At 63.2% G+C, this 18,693-nt stretch carries 18 protein-coding genes and 1 tRNA gene; 7 read left to right on the top strand and 12 right to left on the bottom strand.

Going from position 1 to position 18,693, the window contains the following annotated elements; translation table 11 throughout:
• Positions 1-43 precede the first annotated feature (43 nt).
• From H143_RS0101715 to H143_RS0101685, 7 genes are all read right to left on the bottom strand, one after another.
• Positions 44-1,306 carry a GGDEF domain-containing protein gene (locus tag H143_RS0101715; RefSeq protein ID WP_019936492.1) on the bottom strand — a complete coding sequence of 421 codons (1,263 nt, stop codon included), beginning with the start codon at positions 1,304-1,306 and terminating at the stop codon, positions 44-46.
• 218 nt (positions 1,307-1,524) lie between these two features.
• Positions 1,525-2,139, bottom strand: coding sequence for a LysE family translocator (locus H143_RS0101710; protein ID WP_019936491.1), 615 nt, complete (start codon positions 2,137-2,139; stop codon positions 1,525-1,527).
• Positions 2,140-2,240: 101 nt separating this feature from the next.
• A complete protein-coding gene (locus H143_RS0101705) occupies positions 2,241-2,957 on the bottom strand; it encodes an ABC transporter ATP-binding protein (RefSeq protein WP_019936490.1) in 717 nt (238 codons plus the stop codon).
• 3 nt (positions 2,958-2,960) lie between these two features.
• Positions 2,961-3,734, bottom strand: a complete 774-nt coding sequence (locus H143_RS0101700; RefSeq protein WP_019936489.1) for an ABC transporter ATP-binding protein — start codon at positions 3,732-3,734, stop codon at positions 2,961-2,963.
• Between the two features lie 29 nt (positions 3,735-3,763).
• Positions 3,764-4,882, bottom strand: a complete 1,119-nt coding sequence (locus H143_RS0101695; protein WP_019936488.1) for a branched-chain amino acid ABC transporter permease — start codon at positions 4,880-4,882, stop codon at positions 3,764-3,766.
• A 13-nt stretch (positions 4,883-4,895) separates the two neighbouring features.
• Positions 4,896-5,846, bottom strand: a complete 951-nt coding sequence (locus tag H143_RS0101690) for a branched-chain amino acid ABC transporter permease (protein WP_019936487.1) — start codon at positions 5,844-5,846, stop codon at positions 4,896-4,898.
• A gap of 185 nt (positions 5,847-6,031) precedes the next feature.
• On the bottom strand, positions 6,032-7,177 hold the full coding sequence (locus H143_RS0101685) for a branched-chain amino acid ABC transporter substrate-binding protein (protein ID WP_019936486.1): 1,146 nt from the start codon (positions 7,175-7,177) through the stop codon (positions 6,032-6,034).
• Positions 7,178-7,460: 283 nt separating this feature from the next.
• On the opposite strand from H143_RS0101685, the gene H143_RS0101680 reads away from it, so the two are divergent.
• The gene (locus tag H143_RS0101680; protein ID WP_019936485.1) at positions 7,461-7,691 is read left to right on the top strand and encodes a hypothetical protein; all 231 of its coding nucleotides are present in this window, start codon (positions 7,461-7,463) and stop codon (positions 7,689-7,691) included.
• Positions 7,692-7,914: 223 nt separating this feature from the next.
• On the opposite strand, the gene H143_RS0101675 is transcribed toward H143_RS0101680, so the two are convergent.
• Positions 7,915-7,990, bottom strand: a tRNA-Gly gene (locus H143_RS0101675).
• Between the two features lie 94 nt (positions 7,991-8,084).
• On the opposite strand from H143_RS0101675, the gene murB reads away from it, so the two are divergent.
• Positions 8,085-9,146 (top strand): UDP-N-acetylmuramate dehydrogenase, encoded by a 1,062-nt coding sequence (gene murB / locus H143_RS0101670; RefSeq protein WP_026349626.1) that lies wholly within the window; start codon positions 8,085-8,087, stop codon positions 9,144-9,146.
• A 23-nt stretch (positions 9,147-9,169) separates the two neighbouring features.
• On the opposite strand, the gene dapB is transcribed toward murB, so the two are convergent.
• Both dapB and H143_RS19735 read right to left on the bottom strand, forming a co-directional pair.
• Positions 9,170-9,958, bottom strand: a complete 789-nt coding sequence (gene dapB / locus H143_RS0101665) for a 4-hydroxy-tetrahydrodipicolinate reductase (protein ID WP_019936483.1) — start codon at positions 9,956-9,958, stop codon at positions 9,170-9,172.
• Positions 9,959-9,976: 18 nt separating this feature from the next.
• A complete protein-coding gene (locus H143_RS19735; protein ID WP_019936482.1) occupies positions 9,977-10,462 on the bottom strand; it encodes an outer membrane protein assembly factor BamE in 486 nt (161 codons plus the stop codon).
• A gap of 171 nt (positions 10,463-10,633) precedes the next feature.
• On the opposite strand from H143_RS19735, the gene fur reads away from it, so the two are divergent.
• On the top strand, positions 10,634-11,053 hold the full coding sequence (gene fur / locus H143_RS0101655; RefSeq protein ID WP_019936481.1) for a ferric iron uptake transcriptional regulator: 420 nt from the start codon (positions 10,634-10,636) through the stop codon (positions 11,051-11,053).
• Between the two features lie 39 nt (positions 11,054-11,092).
• On the opposite strand, the gene recN is transcribed toward fur, so the two are convergent.
• On the bottom strand, positions 11,093-12,748 hold the full coding sequence (recN, locus tag H143_RS0101650) for a DNA repair protein RecN (RefSeq protein WP_019936480.1): 1,656 nt from the start codon (positions 12,746-12,748) through the stop codon (positions 11,093-11,095).
• Between the two features lie 9 nt (positions 12,749-12,757).
• Positions 12,758-13,666, bottom strand: a complete 909-nt coding sequence (locus H143_RS0101645; RefSeq protein ID WP_019936479.1) for an NAD kinase — start codon at positions 13,664-13,666, stop codon at positions 12,758-12,760.
• A gap of 120 nt (positions 13,667-13,786) precedes the next feature.
• Between H143_RS0101645 and hrcA the strand changes: the two genes are divergently transcribed.
• From hrcA to dnaK, 4 genes are all read left to right on the top strand, one after another.
• Positions 13,787-14,797, top strand: a complete 1,011-nt coding sequence (gene hrcA / locus H143_RS0101640) for a heat-inducible transcriptional repressor HrcA (protein WP_019936478.1) — start codon at positions 13,787-13,789, stop codon at positions 14,795-14,797.
• A 65-nt stretch (positions 14,798-14,862) separates the two neighbouring features.
• A complete protein-coding gene (gene hemH, locus H143_RS0101635; protein WP_019936477.1) occupies positions 14,863-15,828 on the top strand; it encodes a ferrochelatase in 966 nt (321 codons plus the stop codon).
• Positions 15,829-15,962: 134 nt separating this feature from the next.
• Positions 15,963-16,493 (top strand): nucleotide exchange factor GrpE, encoded by a 531-nt coding sequence (grpE, locus tag H143_RS0101630; RefSeq protein WP_019936476.1) that lies wholly within the window; start codon positions 15,963-15,965, stop codon positions 16,491-16,493.
• Between the two features lie 219 nt (positions 16,494-16,712).
• On the top strand, positions 16,713-18,635 hold the full coding sequence (gene dnaK / locus H143_RS0101625; RefSeq protein WP_019936475.1) for a molecular chaperone DnaK: 1,923 nt from the start codon (positions 16,713-16,715) through the stop codon (positions 18,633-18,635).
• The last annotated feature ends 58 nt before the right edge of the window (positions 18,636-18,693 follow it).

The raw sequence follows: 18,693 nt of genomic DNA, 5'->3' as shown, positions 1-18,693 counted from the left end.
ACATGGGACGGCAAACGAAAGAGGCACACCGCGCCGGTCGAGGTCACGTGGCGGACGGGATGGGTTGGGCGTAGACCTTATCTCGGCCTAGGGACTTGGCGTGGTACAGCGCTTCGTCCGCCCGCGCCAGCAGCGTGGGGAAATCCAGGGCGTGGCGGCGAAAGCTCGCCACGCCGATGCTGATCGTCACGGGCCGGCTCAAGCCGGGATGCGAAGCGGTGGCCACGGCCAGGCGGATGCGTTCGGCCATCGCCGTCACTTCGTTGTCCGAGATGCCCAGGCACAACAGCGCGAACTCCTCGCCGCCATAGCGGAACAGCGCATCCTGTTTGCGCAAGATCGAGAGTATCGTTTCGACCACGCTGCGGATGACGCGGTCCCCGGCCGGGTGGCCGTATTGATCGTTGATGCGCTTGAAATCGTCGATGTCTATCATCAGCAGGCTCAAGGGCAACTTGTTCTGCGCCGAGTTTTGCAGCGTCGCCGGACCCTTGAGGTCGAACTGGCCGCGATCCTGCAGGCCGGTCAGTGCATCGCGGCCCACCTGCTCGATCAGCTTCTCGTATCGGTGGCGATAGGTGAGGCGGTCGAATACATCGCGGGACGCGGTTGCTGGAATGCCGGGCGTATCGGTTTCCACGTAGCGCAGATAGACCGTCACCATGAGGCTGAAGAAGGCGGAGGCGATCATCTTGGCGATCCATCCGCCGTATAGGGCCGACATCGGTACGTGGGCCAGATAGTGCAGGCCGCTGAAGAAACAGATCTGATCGAAGGTCAGCACGATGGCCAGGCTGGTGAAGATCCGGCCGAACAGGCGCCGCGTCACGATGGTTGCACGCAGCTTTTCGTACAGGAGCACGAGCGCGATCAGGTCGATGAACAGCAAACCGGTGCCCAGGATCATGAGCAGGCCCATTTGGTCGAGAAATTGCAGGTCGGGCTTGTAGCCGGGCAGGCTTGCCGGATCGAAGTTCAGGCGCAGCAGCAGGCCCAGCATCAGCATGAGCGCGTTGCCGATCAGCAGGCCATAGATGGGCTGGCGCATGTTCTCGGCATCTTCCTTGATGTAGAGCAGCAGGAAGACGGCCAGTTTGCCCGAGAAGAGTATGGTCGATCCCGGCGAGATCAGACCGAACGGCGATGGGATGAAGTAGACGGCGGCAAGGTAGGTCTCGAGGAAATGCATGGCCCCGAGCACGCAGAAGAAAACCCCGAGTCCCAGTGTCCTGCGATAGTAGAAAGTCGTCGCCAAGACGGTGAAAAAGGCCAGGGCCTGCAGCAGCAGGAGGAGGATGCCGGACATATCGCGAGGAGTTTCCCTCGTGCTAGAGGAGTGGACGGCGCTTTCCTGATCCGTCTTGTTCAGTCACAAAAACTTAACATGCTTCGCCGGGGTCTGCCAGCGCGCGCCTTGGCAAAACGGTGGAAGTGACCCAGCGCTTATTCCGGATTCCGCACCGGGTCGCCGCGTTTATAAGTTATGTGGCCCTGTGATGAAACGCCCGGCGAAGGCCGCCTGCCTCAGGTCGTGGGCATGGCGATGCCGAACAAGGCGAACAGCGCGCCGCAAGTCATGTTGAAGCGGCGTCCATGGCGCGCCAGCCAGGGCTGGACGCGGTGGGCCAGGCGGGCCAGCAGATATTCGTACATGAACTCGATGATGACGAACGTGGCGGCCATGATGGCCAATTGCAGCGCGAGGCTGCGCTCGGGGTCGAGGAACTGCGGCAGGAAGGCGCCGTAGAACAGCAGCGCCTTGGGATTGGATACGGCCGACAGACAACCCTGGCGAAAGAGGCGCGCGCCGCGCACGCAGACGGCGGCCGTGTCGGACTGCGCTTGGACCTGCACCCCGGGCGAGCGCCACAGGTTCACGCCCAGCCATATCAGGTAGGCCCCACCCACCCATTTCAGAACGATAAGGGCCGGCTCCCAGGCCTGGATCAGCGCGCCGATGCCCAGCATGGACAAGGCGATCAGGCCCGTGAAGCCCAGCGCGCCGCCGCTGATCGTGCACAGCGTCTTGCGGTGGCCGTGCAGAGCGCCGTGGGTCAGCGCCAACAGCGTGTTGGGGCCAGGCGTGATGGACAGGCCGGTCGATGCGAGCAGGTACAAGAGCCAGGTATGCAATGCCATGGGGCGCCTCGGGACGGCAATAAATGAAAACAGGGCAACAAGCTTAGCTCATTGCCCTGCGTGGCGGCCAGCAGATCGGCCGCATCGATGGCCAGCGCGGTCTATTCGCCCAGATAGGCGGCGCGCACGCGCGGATCGTGCAGCATTTCCTGCGCGTCACCGGCCATGGTGATGGAACCCGAGTCCATGACGTAGCCGCGGTTGGCGGCCTGCAGGGCCAGGCGGGCGTTCTGCTCGACCAGCAGAACGGTGATGCCTTCCTGGGAGATCTCGCGCACGACCTCGAAGATCTTGTCGACCAGAATGGGCGACAGGCCCATCGAGGGCTCGTCCAGCAGCAGCAGCTTGGGCTGGCTGAGCACGGCACGCGACATGGCCAGCATCTGCTGCTCGCCCCCTGAGAGCGTTCCGGCCAGTTGGGTGGCGCGTTCCTTCAGGCGCGGGAAGAAGGTGAACATGCGCTCGATGTCGGCCTCGATGCCGGCCTTGTCGTTGCGCTTGTAGGCACCCATCATCAAGTTTTCGTAGATGGTCATGCGCGCGAAGATGCCGCGGCCCTCGGGCACCATGACCAGTCCGCGAGACAGCAGCTCGTGCGTGGGCACTCCCTTGATCGACTGGCCCATGTACTGGATGTCGCCCTCGGAGTAGGGCTTCAGGCCCGTGATGGCGCGCATGGTGGTGCTCTTGCCGGCGCCGTTGGCGCCGATCAGCGTGACCAGTTCGCCCTTGCGCACTTCCAGGTCCACACCCTTGACGGCCTGGATGCCGCCGTAGTTGACCTGCAGGCCCGAGATTTTGAGTACGATTTCGGACATGGTTCAGTGACCTCCCGCGCCCAGATAGGCTTCGATGACCTTGGGATCCTTCCGGACATCTTCGGGCAGTCCTTCAGCGATGATTTTTCCGTAATCGAGCACGGTCATGTGGTCGCACAGACCCATGACCAGCTTGACGTCGTGTTCGATCAGCAAAATAGTGCGGCCGTCGGCGCGGATCTTGTCGAGCAGGCTGGTGAGATCCACCTTTTCGGTGGCGTTCATGCCCGCCGCCGGTTCGTCCAGCGCCAGCAGCTTGGGTTCGGTCGCCAGCGCGCGGGCGATCTCCAGCCGGCGTTGGTGGCCGTAGGAGAGGTTGCGCGAGGTGTAGTGGGCGTATTGCGAAATGCCCACGTAGTCGAGCAGTTCCATGGCGCGATCGCGGATCGCTTTTTCCTCCCGGCGCTCGGCCGGGGTGCGAAAGACCGCGCCGATGATGGTCTGGTGCGTGCGCACGTGGCGGCCCACCATGACGTTTTCCAGGGCGGTCATGCCGCCGAACAGGCGGATGTTCTGGAACGTGCGGGCGATGCCGGCCTGGGTGACCTGGTGCACGGCCTCGGGCGTATAAGGCTTGCCCTCGAGGATGAACTCGCCCGAATCGGGTGTGTACAGGCCGGTGATGACGTTGAAGAACGTGGTCTTGCCGGCGCCGTTGGGGCCGATCAGGCCGTAGATCTCGCCAGCCTGGATTTGCAGGCCCACGTCGGAGAGCGCCTGCAGGCCGCCGAAGCGTTTGTTCACGCCTGTGACGGAAAGTCGGATGTCTTGGCTCATATTGCTTTGCGTATCGGTGGGTCTTGGCTTTATGCGGCCGCTTGCTTGCCGTTCTGCTTGCTCAGCTTGGCCATGCGGTCTTCATGTTTGGGCGCTGGCCACAGGCCTGCCGGGCGGTACAGCATGATCAACACCATGGAGATGCCGTAGACGCCCTGGCGGATGATGGACGGACTGACGATCTCGTGGCCGAAGAGATGTTGCTGTATCGGACCCACGGTAACGCGCAGGACCTCGGGGAAGATCGACATCAGCAGGGCGCCCAGGATCACGCCCGGAATATGGCCCATGCCGCCCAGCACCACGCAGGCCAGCACCACGGTCGATTCCCAGAAAGTGAAGGATTCAGGCGACACGAAGCCTTGGAAAGCGCCGAACATGGAACCGGCCAGCCCACCGAAGGAAGCACCCATGGCGAAGGCCAGCAGCTTCATATTGCGGGTGTTGATGCCCATGGCCTTGGCGGCCAGTTCGTCCTCGCGGATGGCGGCCCAGGCGCGGCCGATGCGCGAGCTTTGCAGGCGGGTACACACCGCGATCACGAGCAGCGAGCCAAGCAGGAACAGGTAGTAGTACTGCATGGACCCGGTGATCGTGAAGCCGAACAACGTGTGGTCCTTGTCCAGGCTGAACGCCCCGAAATGAACGGGATCGACGTTGTTGATGCCCTGGGGGCCGTTGGTGAAGTTGATCGGGCTATACAGGTTGTTCATGAAAATGCGCACGATCTCCCCGAAGCCCAGCGTCACGATGGCCAGGTAGTCGCCGCGCAGGCGCAGTGTGGGCGCACCCAGCAGGACGCCGAAAAACGCCGCCAGGACCATGCCGACCACCGCGATGAGCAGGTAGGGCGAGTGCATGCCGCCGGGAAGCGCGTGGGCAATCCATTCGAAGTGGGTGGGCAGGTGGGGCGAGGACAGTAGCGCCGCCGTGTAAGCGCCCACGGCATAGAACGCGATATAGCCCAGGTCGAGCAGGCCGGTGAAGCCCACCACGACATTCAGGCCTAGCGCCAGCATTACATAGAGCATGGCGAAGTCGAGTACGCGCACCCAGTAATTGCCGCCCAGGGTGCCGACCACCTCGGGGACGATCAGGATCAGTGCGGCGTAGACGATGTACAGAAGGAGTTTTTTATTGGAGTTCATGTCGCGGTCTCCTTTAAGCGCGATCGGCCACGCGTTCGCCCAGCAAGCCGGAGGGCCTGAAGACCAGCACGATGATCAGCACGATGAATGCGAAGACGTCTTGGTAGTTGCTGCCGAACACGCCGTGGGTGAGCTGGCCGATATAGCCGGCGCCCAACTGTTCGATCAGGCCCAGCACGATGCCGCCCACCATGGCGCCGCCCAGGTTGCCGATGCCGCCGAGCACTGCCGCGGTAAAGGCTTTCAGTCCGGGGATGAAGCCCATGTAGAAGTGCACATGGCCGTATTCCAGGGCCATCATCAGGCCGGCCAGAGCGGCCAGCGCCGAGCCGATCATGAAGGTGGCCGAGATCACGAAGTTCGGGTTCACGCCCATCAGGCTGGCGTTTTTGGGGTTCTCGGCGATGGCGCGCATCGCGCGGCCCAGCTTGGTCTTGTGCACCAGCAGCAACAGCCCGCCCATGACCAGGAACGCAGTCACGATGATTGTGATCTCGGTTCCGGAGATCACCGCGCCGATGGTCGTGTTCGTCTGTGCAATGACGTTGAGCGGATCGGTGGGCAGCAGTTGCGGGAAGGGCAAGGGATCAGGCGACCAGACGATCATGGCGATGGTTTCGAGCGTGATGGACATGCCGATGGCCGTGAGCAGCGGCGCCAGTCGCGGCGCGTTGCGCAGCGGCCGGTAGGCCACCTTCTCGATTGTGAAGCCCACCATGGCGCAGACCGTGGCCGACACAACCAGGGATATCAGCACGATGGGGACGTTGCCCAGATGGGGGAAGTGGTGCTGCAGCAGGTTGACCGTCGTGTAGGCGACCATGGCGCCAATCATGAGGATGTCGCCGTGCGCGAAGTTGATGATGCCGAGAATGCCGTACACCATCGTGTAGCCCAGGGCGATGATGGCATACATGCTGCCCAGTACCAGGCCGTTGATAACTTGTTGAACGAATATGTCCATGACGATTCAGATATGTCTTTCGCGCCCGCCAGCGGGCACCTTGCGGCGCGCGGGTAGGCTGGAGGTCGGGGTGCGAGAAGTGAAACGCCGTCCGGGGAGAGGGCGAGTCTTGAGAAAACGAAAAGAAAGTCCAGCGGCCGGATTGCTTGCGGGAGCCCGCGGGCCCCCGCAAGATCCAGGCTGGATTACATCTTCATAACGTCAAGCAGGGTCATCTTGCCGCCGACATACTTGTACAGCGAGATCGAGGCACCCTTCAGGTCGCCGTGCTGGTCGAACTGGATGTTGCCGGTCAGGCCGTTGTAGTTGGTCGAGGGCATGGCACCCAGGATGCCGGCGCGCGTGATCGAGTTCGAGCGCTTCATGGCGTCGACGATCACGTGGACAGCGTCGTACGCCGAGGGCGAGTAGACGACCGGGTCGTGGCCGAACGCGGCCTTCAGGTCTTTGGCGAACTTGGCGCCGCCCGCCATCTTGGACAGATCGCCGCCGGCGATCGAGCAGATGATGCCGTCGGTGGCGCTACCGGCCAGCTTGCTCAGGTCGGGAGTGCAGACACCGTCGCCCGACATGATGCGAGCCTTGATGGCCAGCTGTTGGGCCTGCTTGGCGAACGGGCCGCCGGTGGCATCCATGCCGCCGAAGAAGATCGCGTCGGGCCGCTCGGCCTTGATCTTGGTCAGGATGGCCTTGAAGTCCGTAGCCTTGTCGTTGGTGGCGTCGCGCGACAGCACCTGGATACCTTCGGCCTTGGCGGTCTTGGCGTACTCGTCGGCCAGGCCTTGGCCGTAGGCCGTGGCGTCGTCGACGATGGCGACCTTCTTGATGCCCAGCTTCTGGGCATATTTGGCCAGGGCGGGGCCTTGCTGGGCGTCGGTGCCGATCACGCGGAAGGTGGTCTTGTAGCCCTGCAGCGTGTATTGCGGGTTGGTCGAGGCCGGGGTGATCTCGGTCACGCCGTTGTCGCTGTAGATCTTGGAAGCGGGGATCGAAACGCCGGAGTTCAGGTGGCCCACCACGGCTACGACGCCGTCGTCAACCAGCTTCTGGGCAACTTGCGTGCCGGTCTTGGGGTCGGCCTGGTCGTCTTGCGAATCCAGGACGAGTTTGACTTTCTGGCCGCCGATGACGAGGTTGCCGGCCTTGTTGATTTCGTCGACGGCGAGCTGGGCACCGTCGGCCTGGTCCTGGCCGATGTGGGCGATGCTGCCGGTCAGCGGGGCGGCGCTGCCGATCTTGACGGTAACGTCGGCAGAGGCGGTTTGGCCGAATGCCAGGGCGACGCCGGCGAGGATCAGAGCTGCGCTGGTGGGTTTGAGTTGAAACTTCATATGCTTAGGCCCCTTCAATTGGGTTGCTGTTGATACATGCCTACGGAGTCATCCGGAGTCTTCCACCGAAATTGTCGGCAGTGCGAGATTTTTGCATGTATTCCTAATTGCAATTAATAATTTTTGATTTGATAAGTAATTGATTTTAATGAATTTCCAAGTTCTTGGGGAAAATCCCTATGGGGTCCGAGACCATGTTTTCAACGGTTAGTCAGCGCTACGGAAGGGATCGGTATCTAATTTTCCCATATTCCTTTCATTTGGGGACGCATCAACCCGCGGCGTGACGCCGGGCACGCTGCGCACTTCACGCAGCGGCCGGGGGGTATGGGTCGGCGCCAACGATGAAATCAATACTGCGCGCGACGTGGGCAAGACCAGCAGCTTCAATATCGAGGCGTTCCATTGGCCGTACGGTCTGCTGGACTACATCGTGGAAGGGCAGCCTCGGCACTATCACGCCGTGGCACGCAACCACGCCGTGTCGACCGCGTGGTGCTGGCCGGATGCATGAATGAGGGTGTATTCGGGCAGGCGCCGAAAATGACAAAAAAGGGCCAATCTCTCGATTTGGCCCCTAATTTTTAATCGGTGCAATGACCTGGCGCGCCTTTTCTAAGGGCGCCGGCAAAAAGCCGAGCTGTGAGTTTTGTTTTTCCCCAACTATTTTTGGCTTTTTCCTACTACTTTTTTCCTACTACTCATGCACGCCGCCGAGCGTCCATGAGCCAAATTCTTGGAGCGGGAAACGAGTCTCGAACTCGCGACCTCAACCTTGGCAAGGTTGCGCTCTACCAACTGAGCTATTCCCGCGTCGTGCCTCAGCTTGTTTGCTGCCGCACATTTATTGCCCTGCGCATCGCGTATCATGAGCAAAGAAAAAGACTATAGCAATAATTCGCCGATGATGTCAAACCTGTCTGCCGCAGTCCCCCCACTCTGCGATCTGAAACCCGAGGCACGCGACCTGACCGCGTGCAATACGCTGGGCCTGGCTTCCCATGCTTCGGCCTGCGTCGTGATCGAGCGCATCGGGCAGCTCGATGCCCTGTCGGAGCTGGCCCGGTGTCATGCCTCCCTGCTCATCCTGGGCGGCGGCAGCAATGTGGTGCTGCCGGACCGAGTTCCCGGCCTGGTGGCGCGCGTGGCTCTGCGCGGCCTGTGCCGGGTCCAGGAGCGCGAAGACGCCTGGATCGTCGAAGCCGCGGCGGGCGAGGCCTGGCACGACGTAGTGTCGGCCTGCATTGCCCAGGGCTGGGACGGCCTGGAAAATCTCGCGTTGATCCCCGGTACGGTCGGGGCCGCGCCGGTGCAGAACATCGGCGCTTATGGCGTGGAGCTGGCCGATCGCTTGGACAGCGTGCAGGCCTGGCATATTCCCGGGCGCCGCATGGTGCATATGACGGCGGCCGATTGCCGGTTCGCCTATCGCGACAGCGTGTTCAAGCGCGCGCATCCAGGCGAATGGCTGATCGTTTCCGTGCGCCTGGCCTTGCCGCGCCCCTGGCGGCCAGTGCTGGACTATCCCGACCTGCAACGCGACGCAGGGCTGTCTGCCGGCGCGCCGCCGACGGCTCGCACCATTTTCGATGCGGTGTGCCGCATTCGCCGTGCCAAGCTGCCGGACCCGGCGACGATCGGCAATGCCGGCAGCTTCTTCAAGAACCCGTTGGTCGACGCGCGCGCGCACGATAGGCTGTTGGCGCGTTTTCCTGGACTGGTGTCGTATGTGCAGTCCGATGGTCGCTACAAGCTGGCGGCGGGTTGGCTGATCGATCAGTGCGGGTGGAAGGGCAGGGCGCTTGGGTCTGCCGGCGTTCACGACCGCCAGGCTTTGGTGCTGGTGAACCGGGGCGGCGCGAAGGCCGACGACGTAATGGCCCTGGCTCGCGCCATACAGCGGGACGTGATGTCGCGCTACGGCGTGAAACTGGACCCCGAGCCCGTGGTGGTGGCGGGGCAGGTCTGAACTAGGGTCTCTGTCAGCAGGCCCTAGTTCAGCACGTCCTGCATGTTGTACAGCCCGGTCTGCCTGTCCGCCAGGAAGCGCGCGGCGCGCAGCGAACCCTGTGCATAGGTGGCGCGGCTGCTGGAGCGGTGCGTGATTTCGATGCGCTCGCCGGTACCGCAGAAAAACACGGTGTGCTCGCCCACGATGTCTCCGCCGCGCGCCGAGGAAAAACCGATCTTGCCGGTTTCGCGTATGCCCGTGTCGCCATGGCGAGCCCAGGTGGCTACCTCGGGCAGGGATTTGCCCCAGGCCTTGGCTACCGTCTGGCCCATCATGAGCGCCGTTCCCGAGGGGGCGTCGATCTTGTTGCGGTGATGGGACTCGAATACTTCGACGTCGTAGCCTGAGGCGAGCAGGCGGGCCGCCAGGTCCAGCAGCTTGAGCGTGGCGTTGACGCCCACGCTCATATTGGGCGCGAAAACGATGGCTGTTTTCCCGGCTGCCGCTTCGATGGCGGCGTGGCCGGCCGCGTCAAACCCGGTGGTGCCCAGCACGACTTTGACGCCATGGCGCGCGCAAGCCTGCAGATGCGCCAGCGAGGGTTCCGGGCGGGTGAAATCGATGAGGCAGTCGGCCTGAGCCAGCGCATCGAGATCATCGGTCAGGTGCACGCCCGTCGCGCGGCCCAGGAAGGCGCCGGCATCCTGGCCCAGGACGGGCGAACCCTTGCGATCGAGCGCCGCGGCCAACTGCATGTCCGGCGCTTCGAGCACGGCTTCGATCAGCATGCGGCCCATGCGGCCACGTGCACCGGCAATGGCGATACGCATGAAGAACTCCGGGAAAATTTATTCGAAAGGGGTTGGCGTGGAGCCGCTGCCGCCTTGCGCGGCGGGGAGCGGCGGCTCTTCGGCGTAGTCCTTTGCGCGCCGGATGGCATCTTCAGCCTGTTGCTTGTTGAGCTGGAACGGCTGTTTGTCGGGCTGCGGATCGCCTTCCCAGTGGTCCAGGACATCGTTCTTGAACCAGACGGTGAACTTGCGCTCTTGCGAAACGCCGCTGCCGGTCCGGTAGTAATAGATATAGTCCCAGCGGTCGGCATGCAGCACGTCGGTCAGCGTGGGGCTGCCCAGCACGAAGCGCACCTGGTTGCGGGTCATGCCCGGCTTGAGCTGGGCGACCTGTTCTTGGGTGACCCAGTTGCCTTGCTGGACGCTGTGACGATAGGGGAAACCCCATTTGTCCGAGCTGCAGCCGGCCAGGGCCAGGGCCAGCGAAAGTGCGAGCAGACCGGTACGGGCATAGCGCAACGTGCGGCCGCGAGCCGGCGACACGGAATGGGCGGGAAGGCAATACTGGCGAGCATTCATGAACGCTGGCGACCCTGTAAAGTGATAGTGGAACAGGTAAAACCGTTATCATAAAGGTTTAAGCGAGATATCTGCAGCCGATACCGGATAGTCGGCCTGCCGCATACTTCGCTTCCAGCCGCGGGTGACCACCAAATGAGCGACCAGAGCGATCTGAAGAACATGGGCTTGAAGGCCACTTTTCCGCGCTTGAAGATCTTGGATATTTTTCGCAAGTCGGATCAAAGGCACTTGAGCGCGGAGGATGTCTATCGCGCGCTCATTTCCGAGAGCGTGGAAATCGGCCTGGCCACGGTCTACAGGGTGCTTACGCAGTTCGAGCAGGCCGGCATCCTGGCCCGCAGCCAGTTCGATACCGGCAAGGCCGTGTTTGAGCTGAACGACGGCGACCACCACGATCACATGATCTGCACCAATTGCGGATCCGTGACCGAATTTACCGACACCGATATCGAGAAGCGCCAGCACAAAGTGGCCAAGGACCATGGCTTCACCCTGGAAAGCCACGCCATGGTGCTTTATGGGATTTGCAGCAACTGCCAGAAGCGCCGCTGATCGTCATTTTCGACCGCCTGGCCGGCAATCCGATGCCGCCTAGGAACTGACCTCGATCCCAAGCATCTCCCGGGCATGCCTGCGCGTGGTGTCGGTGATCTTGATGCCGCCCAGCATGCGCGCCAGTTCCTCGACACGCGATTCCGGCGTCAATAGCTCGATACCCGATCGCGTCTTGCCGCGATTTTCCGTTTTGCTGACTTGGTAGTGCGCATTGCCGCAGGCGGCCACCTGGGGCAGGTGCGTTACGCACAGCACCTGATGGCGCTCGCCCAGCTCGCGCAGCAGCTTGCCCACGACCTCCGCCACCGCGCCGCCCACGCCGCTGTCCACTTCGTCGAAGATCAGGGTGGGCACGCGCGCCGCCCGGCTCGCCATGACCGACAGCGCCAGCGAAATGCGCGACAGCTCGCCGCCCGAGGCCACTTTCGCCAGCGGCCGTGGCGTGGCGCCGGCATGGCCGGCCACGCGGAACTCGACGATTTCGCCGCCCTGGGCCGACGGCGCGCCTTCCAGCAGGGCGACCTCGAAAGCGCCACCTTTCATGGACAAAGTCTGCATGGCCTGGCTTACCTGTTTGCCCAGGTCCTTGGCCACCTTGCGGCGCGCGGCCGAAAGCGCGCCGGCCGCCTGGGCGTATTCGGCCTGGGCGGCTTGGACCTGCCGGCGCAGGGCTTCTATGTCAGCCGCGGCCTGCATGTCCGCCAATCGAGCATGCAGGGTGTCGCGCAGCGCGGGGAGTTCGCCGGGTTCGGTTCTGAACTTGCGGGCCAGATCGAAGGCGGCGCCCATGCGCGCCTCGATCTCGGCCAGGCGCTGTGGGTCGAGTTCGACCCGGTCGACATAGCTGTTCATGTCGGACACGGCTTCGTTTATGGCGATATCGGCCGACTCCAGTGCCTGTGCCAAGCTCGTGAGGCTGGGGTCGTGGCGCAGCATCTGCTGGGTTTGATGCATGGCCAGGCCGATGCGCTGGCGGGCCGAGCCGTTCTCGCCGTCCAGCGCTTCGATGACCTGGGTGGCGCCGTCGCGCAGCGACTGGGCATGGGCCAGCCGGGTCTGCTCGGTCTGCAGGGCGTCCCATTCTCCGGGCGCCAGATTCAGGCTGTCGAGTTGGTCAGCCTGCCATCGCAGCCGCTCCTGTTCCGCGGCCAGGGTGCCGGCATCGTGCTCGGCGGCATCGAGCTGCTTGAGCAGAGCGCGCCATTGCTTCCAGGCCTGTGCCACTGACTGGCGCAATGGGGCGTGCCCGCCGTGGGCGTCGAGCAGGTCGCGCTGGGCGTCTGGCCGCATCAGGCTTTGGTGCGCGTGCTGGCCGTGGATGTCCACCAGGTGTTCGCCCAGCTCGCGCAGCAGCGCCACGGTGACCGGGTTGCCGTTGAGATAGGCGCGGCTGCGGCCCTGGGCGTCGACGACGCGGCGCAGCGCCAGTTCCGGCCCGGCGTCGAGTTCTCGCTCAGCCAGCCAGCCCGTCAGCGCCTCGGGCGTGTCGAACAGCGCGGTGATGTCGGCCCGTTGCGCGCCTTCGCGCAGCACGCCGGCATCGCCGCGTTCGCCCAGCGCCAGCGCCAGGGCGTCGATGAGTATCGATTTTCCGGCGCCGGTTTCACCGGAGAAGACGGTGAAACCGGCATCGAAGTGGATTTCGGCCTGTTCGACGATGACGAAGTCGCGGATATGCAGGGTGCGTAGCATGGGTAGGGGCTATCCGAGCTTGGCGCCGGGTTCGGTGTCGTGCGGCATCAGGTTCCAGTGCAGCTTGCGGCGCAGGGTGGAGAAATAGCTGTAGCCTTGCGGATGCACGAAACGGATGTTCCAGGGCGCACGCTGTACCCGGATGCAATCGCCCACCTGAAGGTCGGACCAGGATTGCATGTCGAAGTGCACGTTAGCGCCCGTCTGACCGCGCCCGACGGCGGTGAGCGAGAGCTTGAGTACGCCATCGCCGGGGATAACGATGGGGCGGTTTGACAGGGTCTGCGGCGCGACCGGCACCAGCGCCACGGCGTTCAGGCCAGGGTGCAGCAGCGGGCCGCCGGCCGACAGAGCATAGGCACTCGATCCGGTAGGCGTGGCGATGATCAGGCCGTCGGCGCGTTGGGAGTACATGAAAATGTCGTTGTGCTCGACATGCACTTCGATCATGCCGCCGCGGCCGGCGCGGTTGATGACAACGTCATTCAGCGCCGTGGCGGCGTACATTTGCTGGCTGCCGCGCCAGATGCTGGCGGTCAGCAGCATGCGCTCTTCGATGCGGTAATTACCGTGCAGCATCTGGGCCAGCGCGGTGTGCGCTTCGGGCAGGGAGATGTCGGTGATGAAGCCCAGGTGGCCGTGGTTGATGCCTACGATCAGCGCGCTGTAGGGCGCCAGGTGCCTGGCGACCCCCAGCACGGTGCCGTCCCCGCCCATGACCACGGCCAGTGAGGCGGTCTTGCCGATTTCCTCGAGGGTGGCCACCGGGTACTCGTGTACCTGGGTATTGCGGGCCGTCTCGGTCTCGATCAGCACTGCGCGGCCCGCCCGGGTCAGCATCGACGCCAACGCGCGCAGCGGGCCGTCCAGACCGCTGTCCTGGTACCTGCCGATCAGGGCGATGGTTGGAAAGTGCATCGTGTTTCGCGCCTTTTATTATTCCGTCGACGTAGCGGGTGGATCGATTATAAAGTCGCGGTCCGCCGCGCATAGGGAGAAAAAAACCCCCGACTCGCAAACTTTCCTTAAAATAGGGGCATGGACGACCGCGCGGGCGCATTGCTGAAAGCTCTTATCGAACGCTACATCGCCGATGGGCAGCCGGTAGGGTCGCGCACGCTTTCCAAGGTATTTGACCTGTCGCCCGCCACCATCCGCAATGTCATGGCCGATCTTGAGGACCAGGGGCTGATCCATAGTCCCCACACCTCGGCCGGCCGCATTCCCACGCCCCGCGGCTATCGGATGTTCGTCGACACGCTGCTGGCCGTGCGCGCCTACCAGCTCGAACCTAGCTACGGACACGAAGTGGCCGATATGCTGCCCATGACCGAACCGGCCCGGGCGGTCAATGCGGCCGCGGCGCTGCTGTCCAACCTGACGCAGTTTGCCGGGGTGGTGCTCACGCCCAAGCGTTCTCAGGTGTTTCGCCACATCGAATTCATACGCCTTTCCGACAGGCGCGTGCTGCTGATCATCGTCACGCCCGATGGCGACGTGCAGAACCGCATCCTGGCCATGCAGCGCGACTACAGCGAGGCGGATCTGATCGAGGCGGGCAATTTTTTCAACGTGCATTTCTCGGGCAAGTCTTTCGAGGCGGTGCGGCGCACCCTTTCCACCGAGCTGGCCCAGTTGGGCGAGGACATTTCCAGGCTGATGCAGGCTGCTGTCGAGGCGGGCGCCGAGGCGGCCGACGACGGCGATGCGATGGTGATTTCAGGCGAACGCAAGCTGCTCGAAGTGACCGACATCGCTTCTGACATGGACCGCCTGCGCAAGATGTTCTCGCTGTTCGAGAAAAAGACCGACCTGCTGCAGCTGCTGGACATGTCCCGCCGCGCGCAAGGCGTGCAGATATACATCGGCGGCGATTCGCAGCTCATGCCCGTGGAAGATGTCTCCATCATCACGGCCCCGTACGGAGTGGACGGCAAAGTGGTCGGAACGCTGGGCGTGATCGGACCCACGCGCATGGCCTATGAGCGGGTGATACCCATCGTCGACATCACCGCGCGTCTGCTGTCGAACGCGCTCAGCAACAACTAGCACGCTCAACAGGAATCGTCGTGTCCGCTGATCCTTCGCAAATCCACCGACCCCCGAACGGCCGTATGGGCGTGCTGGTCGTCAACCTGGGTACGCCCGAGGCGCCGACGCCGCATGCCATCCGGCAGTATCTGGCCGAGTTCCTGTCCGATCAGCGCGTGGTCGAGCTGCCGCGGCTGCTGTGGCTGCCCATTCTGTACGGCGTGATACTGCGCAGCCGTCCCAAAAGGCTGGCTCCTCGCTACGCCGGCATCTGGCTGGAAGGCGGCTCGCCGCTACTGGTCTACAGCCGCCGCCAGGCCGACGGACTGGCCGAGCGGCTGGCGGCCAGCGGGCTGGATGTCCGCGTCGAGCTTGCCATGCGCTACGGTCGGCCTGCCATCGCCGATGCCATGGCGGCGCTGCGTGCGGCCGGGTGCGAACGCATCGTGGTGCTGCCGCTGTATCCGCAATACTCGGGCAGCACGACCGGCTCGGTCGTCGATGCCGTGATGGCGCAAGTCGGACCCCTGGGGCTGGTGTCCAAGCCGCGCGTCATTGAGCACTTCTACGAGGATCCCGCTTACCTGGATGCCCTGGCCGGCCGCATCGCCCGGCACTGGCAGGACCACGGACATCCGGACAAGCTGCTGATGAGCTTTCACGGCCTGCCGCGGCGCATGATCGATCGTGGCGATCCCTACTACCGCCACTGTCTGGAAACCGCTGCGCTGCTGCGCCAGCGTCTGGGTCTGATCGAATCCCGCTCCGAGGTCACGTTCCAGAGCCGTTTCGGCGCGCAACGCTGGCTCGAACCCTATACCTTGCCGCGCTTGCAGGCCCTGCCCGGTGAGGGGGTCAAATCGGTGGACGTGGTATGTCCAGGCTTCATGGCCGACTGCCTCGAGACGCTGGAGGAGATCGACCAGCTCTGCCGGGAAGCGTTCATCGAGGCCGGGGGCAAGCAGTTCCGTTACATCCCCGCGCTCAATGATGATCCGACCTGGTTGGATGGAATGGCGCGGCTGGTGCAACGCCAGCTGCAGACCTGACTGCGTGGCGCCGATGGCGTCCTGCGACCTTCGGTTGCCGCTTTACGCCAGGCAGAGTCAGGCCCTTGAAATCCGCGAACCCATCTCCATATGGTCGAGATAGGTATTCGTAACATTTTCTTCCGGAGGACCCCATGACGGCACCCCAAGAGCCGATCGATCCCAGCCTTGCAACCCAAGCAGGGGACGATCTGCAAACCGAGCTGAACACCCTGCGCGCTGAGTTGGAATCCGTCCAATCCGCCCTGCAGACCCAGCAGGATCAGGTGCTGCGCGCCATGGCGGAGGCGGAGAACGTGCGCCGGCGCGCCCAGGAAGACGTGAGCAAGGCCCGCAAGTTCGGCATCGAATCCTTCGCCGAAGGCCTGGTTCCGGTCAAGGACAGCCTGGAAGCCGCCCTGGCTCAGACCGACCAGACCGTCGAAACACTGCGCGAAGGGGTTCAGATGACCCTCAGGCAACTCGCCAGCGCGTTCGAGCGCAATCTGCTCAAGGAAATCGCGCCGGCTCAGGGCGACAAATTCGATCCGCATCAGCACCAGGCCATTTCCTCGGTGCCCGCCGAGCAGCCCGCCAATACCGTGGTTCAGGTACTGCAAAAGGGCTACGCCATTGCCGACCGCACCTTGCGCCCGGCGCTGGTGGTGGTTTCCGCGGGCCAGTAAACGGGTTCGAACCCAGGGCCCGGAGGAATCCGAAGCGCGGGGCGGCCAAACGCGGGGCGGCCAAGCGCAGCCCACCGGGAGATCATCGGAATTACGCAGGGCAGCCTCGGCGCGTAAAGAACCTAAACAGGCCTTGAAAAGCCGAAATCGGCCCTTAATTACCAGACATCCAAGCATTCAACCCATTTAACGTATTCACTTATCAAGGTAAGAAATACCATGAGCAAGATCATCGGCATCGACCTGGGCACCACCAATAGCTGCGTGGCTGTCGTCGAAGGCGGCCAAGTCAAGATCATCGAAAACGCCGAAGGCGCCCGCACCACGCCTTCGATCATCGCCTATATGGATGATGGCGAGACCCTGGTGGGCGCGCCGGCCAAGCGCCAGGCGGTTACCAACCCCAAGAACACGCTGTACGCCGTCAAGCGCCTCATCGGCCGCAAGTTCGAAGAGAAGGCGGTACAGAAAGACATCGACCTGATGCCCTACAGCATCGTCAAGGCCGACAACGGCGACGCGTGGGTTCAGGCCCGCGACCAGAAGCTGGCGCCTCCGCAGGTGTCGGCCGAAGTCCTGCGCAAGATGAAGAAGACCGCCGAGGACTACCTCGGCCATGAGGTTACCGAGGCCGTGATCACGGTGCCGGCCTACTTCAACGACAGCCAGCGCCAGGCCACCAAGGATGCCGGCCGCATCGCCGGCCTGGAAGTCAAGCGCATCATCAACGAGCCCACCGCGGCTGCGTTGGCCTTCGGTCTGGACAAGGCCGAGAAGGGCGACCGCAAGATCGCGGTATATGACCTGGGCGGGGGCACCTTTGACGTGTCCATTATCGAAATCGCCGACGTGGACGGCGAGATGCAGTTCGAAGTGCTGTCGACCAACGGCGATACCTTCCTGGGCGGCGAAGATTTCGACCAGCGCATCATCGACTACATCATTTCCGAGTTCAAGAAAGATCAAGGCGTCGATTTGTCCAAGGACGTGCTGGCCCTGCAGCGTCTGAAGGAAGCCGCGGAAAAGGCCAAGATCGAGCTGTCCTCGAGCCAGCAGACCGAAATCAATCTGCCCTACATCACGGCCGATGCCTCGGGTCCCAAGCACTTGAACCTGAAGATTACGCGCGCCAAGCTGGAAGCCCTGGTCGAGGATCTGATCGAGCGCACCATCGAACCTTGCCGCGTGGCCATCAAGGACGCCGGCGTAAAGGTTTCGGAGATCGACGACGTGATCCTGGTCGGCGGCATGACCCGCATGCCCAAGGTGCAGGACAAGGTCAAGGAATTCTTCGGCCGCGATCCGCGCAAGGATGTGAACCCCGATGAAGCGGTCGCCGCCGGCGCCGCCATTCAAGGTTCGGTGCTGTCGGGCGACCGTAAGGACGTGCTGCTGCTGGACGTGACGCCGCTGTCGCTGGGTATCGAAACCCTGGGCGGCGTGATGACCAAGATGATCCAGAAGAACACCACGATCCCGACCAAGTTCTCGCAGACGTTCTCGACGGCCGACGACAACCAGCCGGCCGTGACGATCAAGGTGTTCCAGGGCGAGCGCGAAATCGCCGCGGGCAACAAGGCCCTGGGCGAGTTCAATCTCGAGGGCATTCCCCCGGCGCCGCGCGGCCTGCCGCAGATCGAAGTCACCTTCGACATCGATGCCAACGGCATTCTGCACGTGTCCGCCAAGGACAAGGGCACCGGCAAGGAAAACAAGATCACCATCAAGGCCAACTCGGGTCTGTCGGAAGACGAGATCCAGCGCATGGTAAAAGACGCCGAAGCCAACGCGGCCGAAGACCACCGCCTGGCCGAACTGGCCCAGGCCCGCAACCAGGCTGACGGCCTGGTGCACTCCACGCGCAAGTCGCTGGGCGAGTATGGCGACAAGCTGGAGGCGGCCGAGAAGGAAAGCATCGAGGCGGCCATCAAGGAACTCGAAGCGGTGCTCAAGACCGGCACCAAGGAAGAGATCGACGCCAAGGTCGAGACCTTGGGCAAGGCCTCGCAGAAACTGGGCGAGAAGATGTACGCCGACGCTCAGGCGCAGCAGACCGCACAGCAGCAAGCGGCCGACAATGCCAAGCCGGTCGACGAGAATGTGGTCGATGCCGACTTCAAGGAAGTCAAGCGCGACCAGTAAGACGCAGGGTGGATCTGCTCGCACGCAAGCGCGGGGAAATCCACTGAAGCAGCGCCGC

The sequence above is a fragment of the Bordetella sp. FB-8 genome, assembly GCF_000382185.1.
Classification (GTDB): domain Bacteria; phylum Pseudomonadota; class Gammaproteobacteria; order Burkholderiales; family Burkholderiaceae_B; genus Bordetella.
This window is presented reverse-complemented; position numbering and strand designations above follow the sequence as displayed.

What these genes read in the sequence shown, in the direction of transcription:
- H143_RS0101705 (WP_019936490.1), bottom strand. Translation starts at nt 2,957, where the DNA reads ATGTCCGAAATCGTACTCAAAATCTCGGGCCTGCAGGTCAACTACGGC.
- H143_RS0101645 (WP_019936479.1), bottom strand. Translation starts at nt 13,666, where the DNA reads ATGCACTTTCCAACCATCGCCCTGATCGGCAGGTACCAGGACAGCGGT.
- hemH (WP_019936477.1), top strand. Translation starts at nt 14,863, where the DNA reads ATGGGCGTGCTGGTCGTCAACCTGGGTACGCCCGAGGCGCCGACGCCG.
- fur (WP_019936481.1), top strand. Translation starts at nt 10,634, where the DNA reads ATGAGCGACCAGAGCGATCTGAAGAACATGGGCTTGAAGGCCACTTTT.
- H143_RS0101685 (WP_019936486.1), bottom strand. Translation starts at nt 7,177, where the DNA reads ATGAAGTTTCAACTCAAACCCACCAGCGCAGCTCTGATCCTCGCCGGC.
- H143_RS0101710 (WP_019936491.1), bottom strand. Translation starts at nt 2,139, where the DNA reads ATGGCATTGCATACCTGGCTCTTGTACCTGCTCGCATCGACCGGCCTG.
- H143_RS0101700 (WP_019936489.1), bottom strand. Translation starts at nt 3,734, where the DNA reads ATGAGCCAAGACATCCGACTTTCCGTCACAGGCGTGAACAAACGCTTC.
- hrcA (WP_019936478.1), top strand. Translation starts at nt 13,787, where the DNA reads ATGGACGACCGCGCGGGCGCATTGCTGAAAGCTCTTATCGAACGCTAC.
- H143_RS0101715 (WP_019936492.1), bottom strand. Translation starts at nt 1,306, where the DNA reads ATGTCCGGCATCCTCCTCCTGCTGCTGCAGGCCCTGGCCTTTTTCACC.
- murB (WP_026349626.1), top strand. Translation starts at nt 8,085, where the DNA reads ATGTCAAACCTGTCTGCCGCAGTCCCCCCACTCTGCGATCTGAAACCC.
- H143_RS0101695 (WP_019936488.1), bottom strand. Translation starts at nt 4,882, where the DNA reads ATGAACTCCAATAAAAAACTCCTTCTGTACATCGTCTACGCCGCACTG.
- dapB (WP_019936483.1), bottom strand. Translation starts at nt 9,958, where the DNA reads ATGCGTATCGCCATTGCCGGTGCACGTGGCCGCATGGGCCGCATGCTG.
- recN (WP_019936480.1), bottom strand. Translation starts at nt 12,748, where the DNA reads ATGCTACGCACCCTGCATATCCGCGACTTCGTCATCGTCGAACAGGCC.
- dnaK (WP_019936475.1), top strand. Translation starts at nt 16,713, where the DNA reads ATGAGCAAGATCATCGGCATCGACCTGGGCACCACCAATAGCTGCGTG.
- grpE (WP_019936476.1), top strand. Translation starts at nt 15,963, where the DNA reads ATGACGGCACCCCAAGAGCCGATCGATCCCAGCCTTGCAACCCAAGCA.
- H143_RS0101690 (WP_019936487.1), bottom strand. Translation starts at nt 5,846, where the DNA reads ATGGACATATTCGTTCAACAAGTTATCAACGGCCTGGTACTGGGCAGC.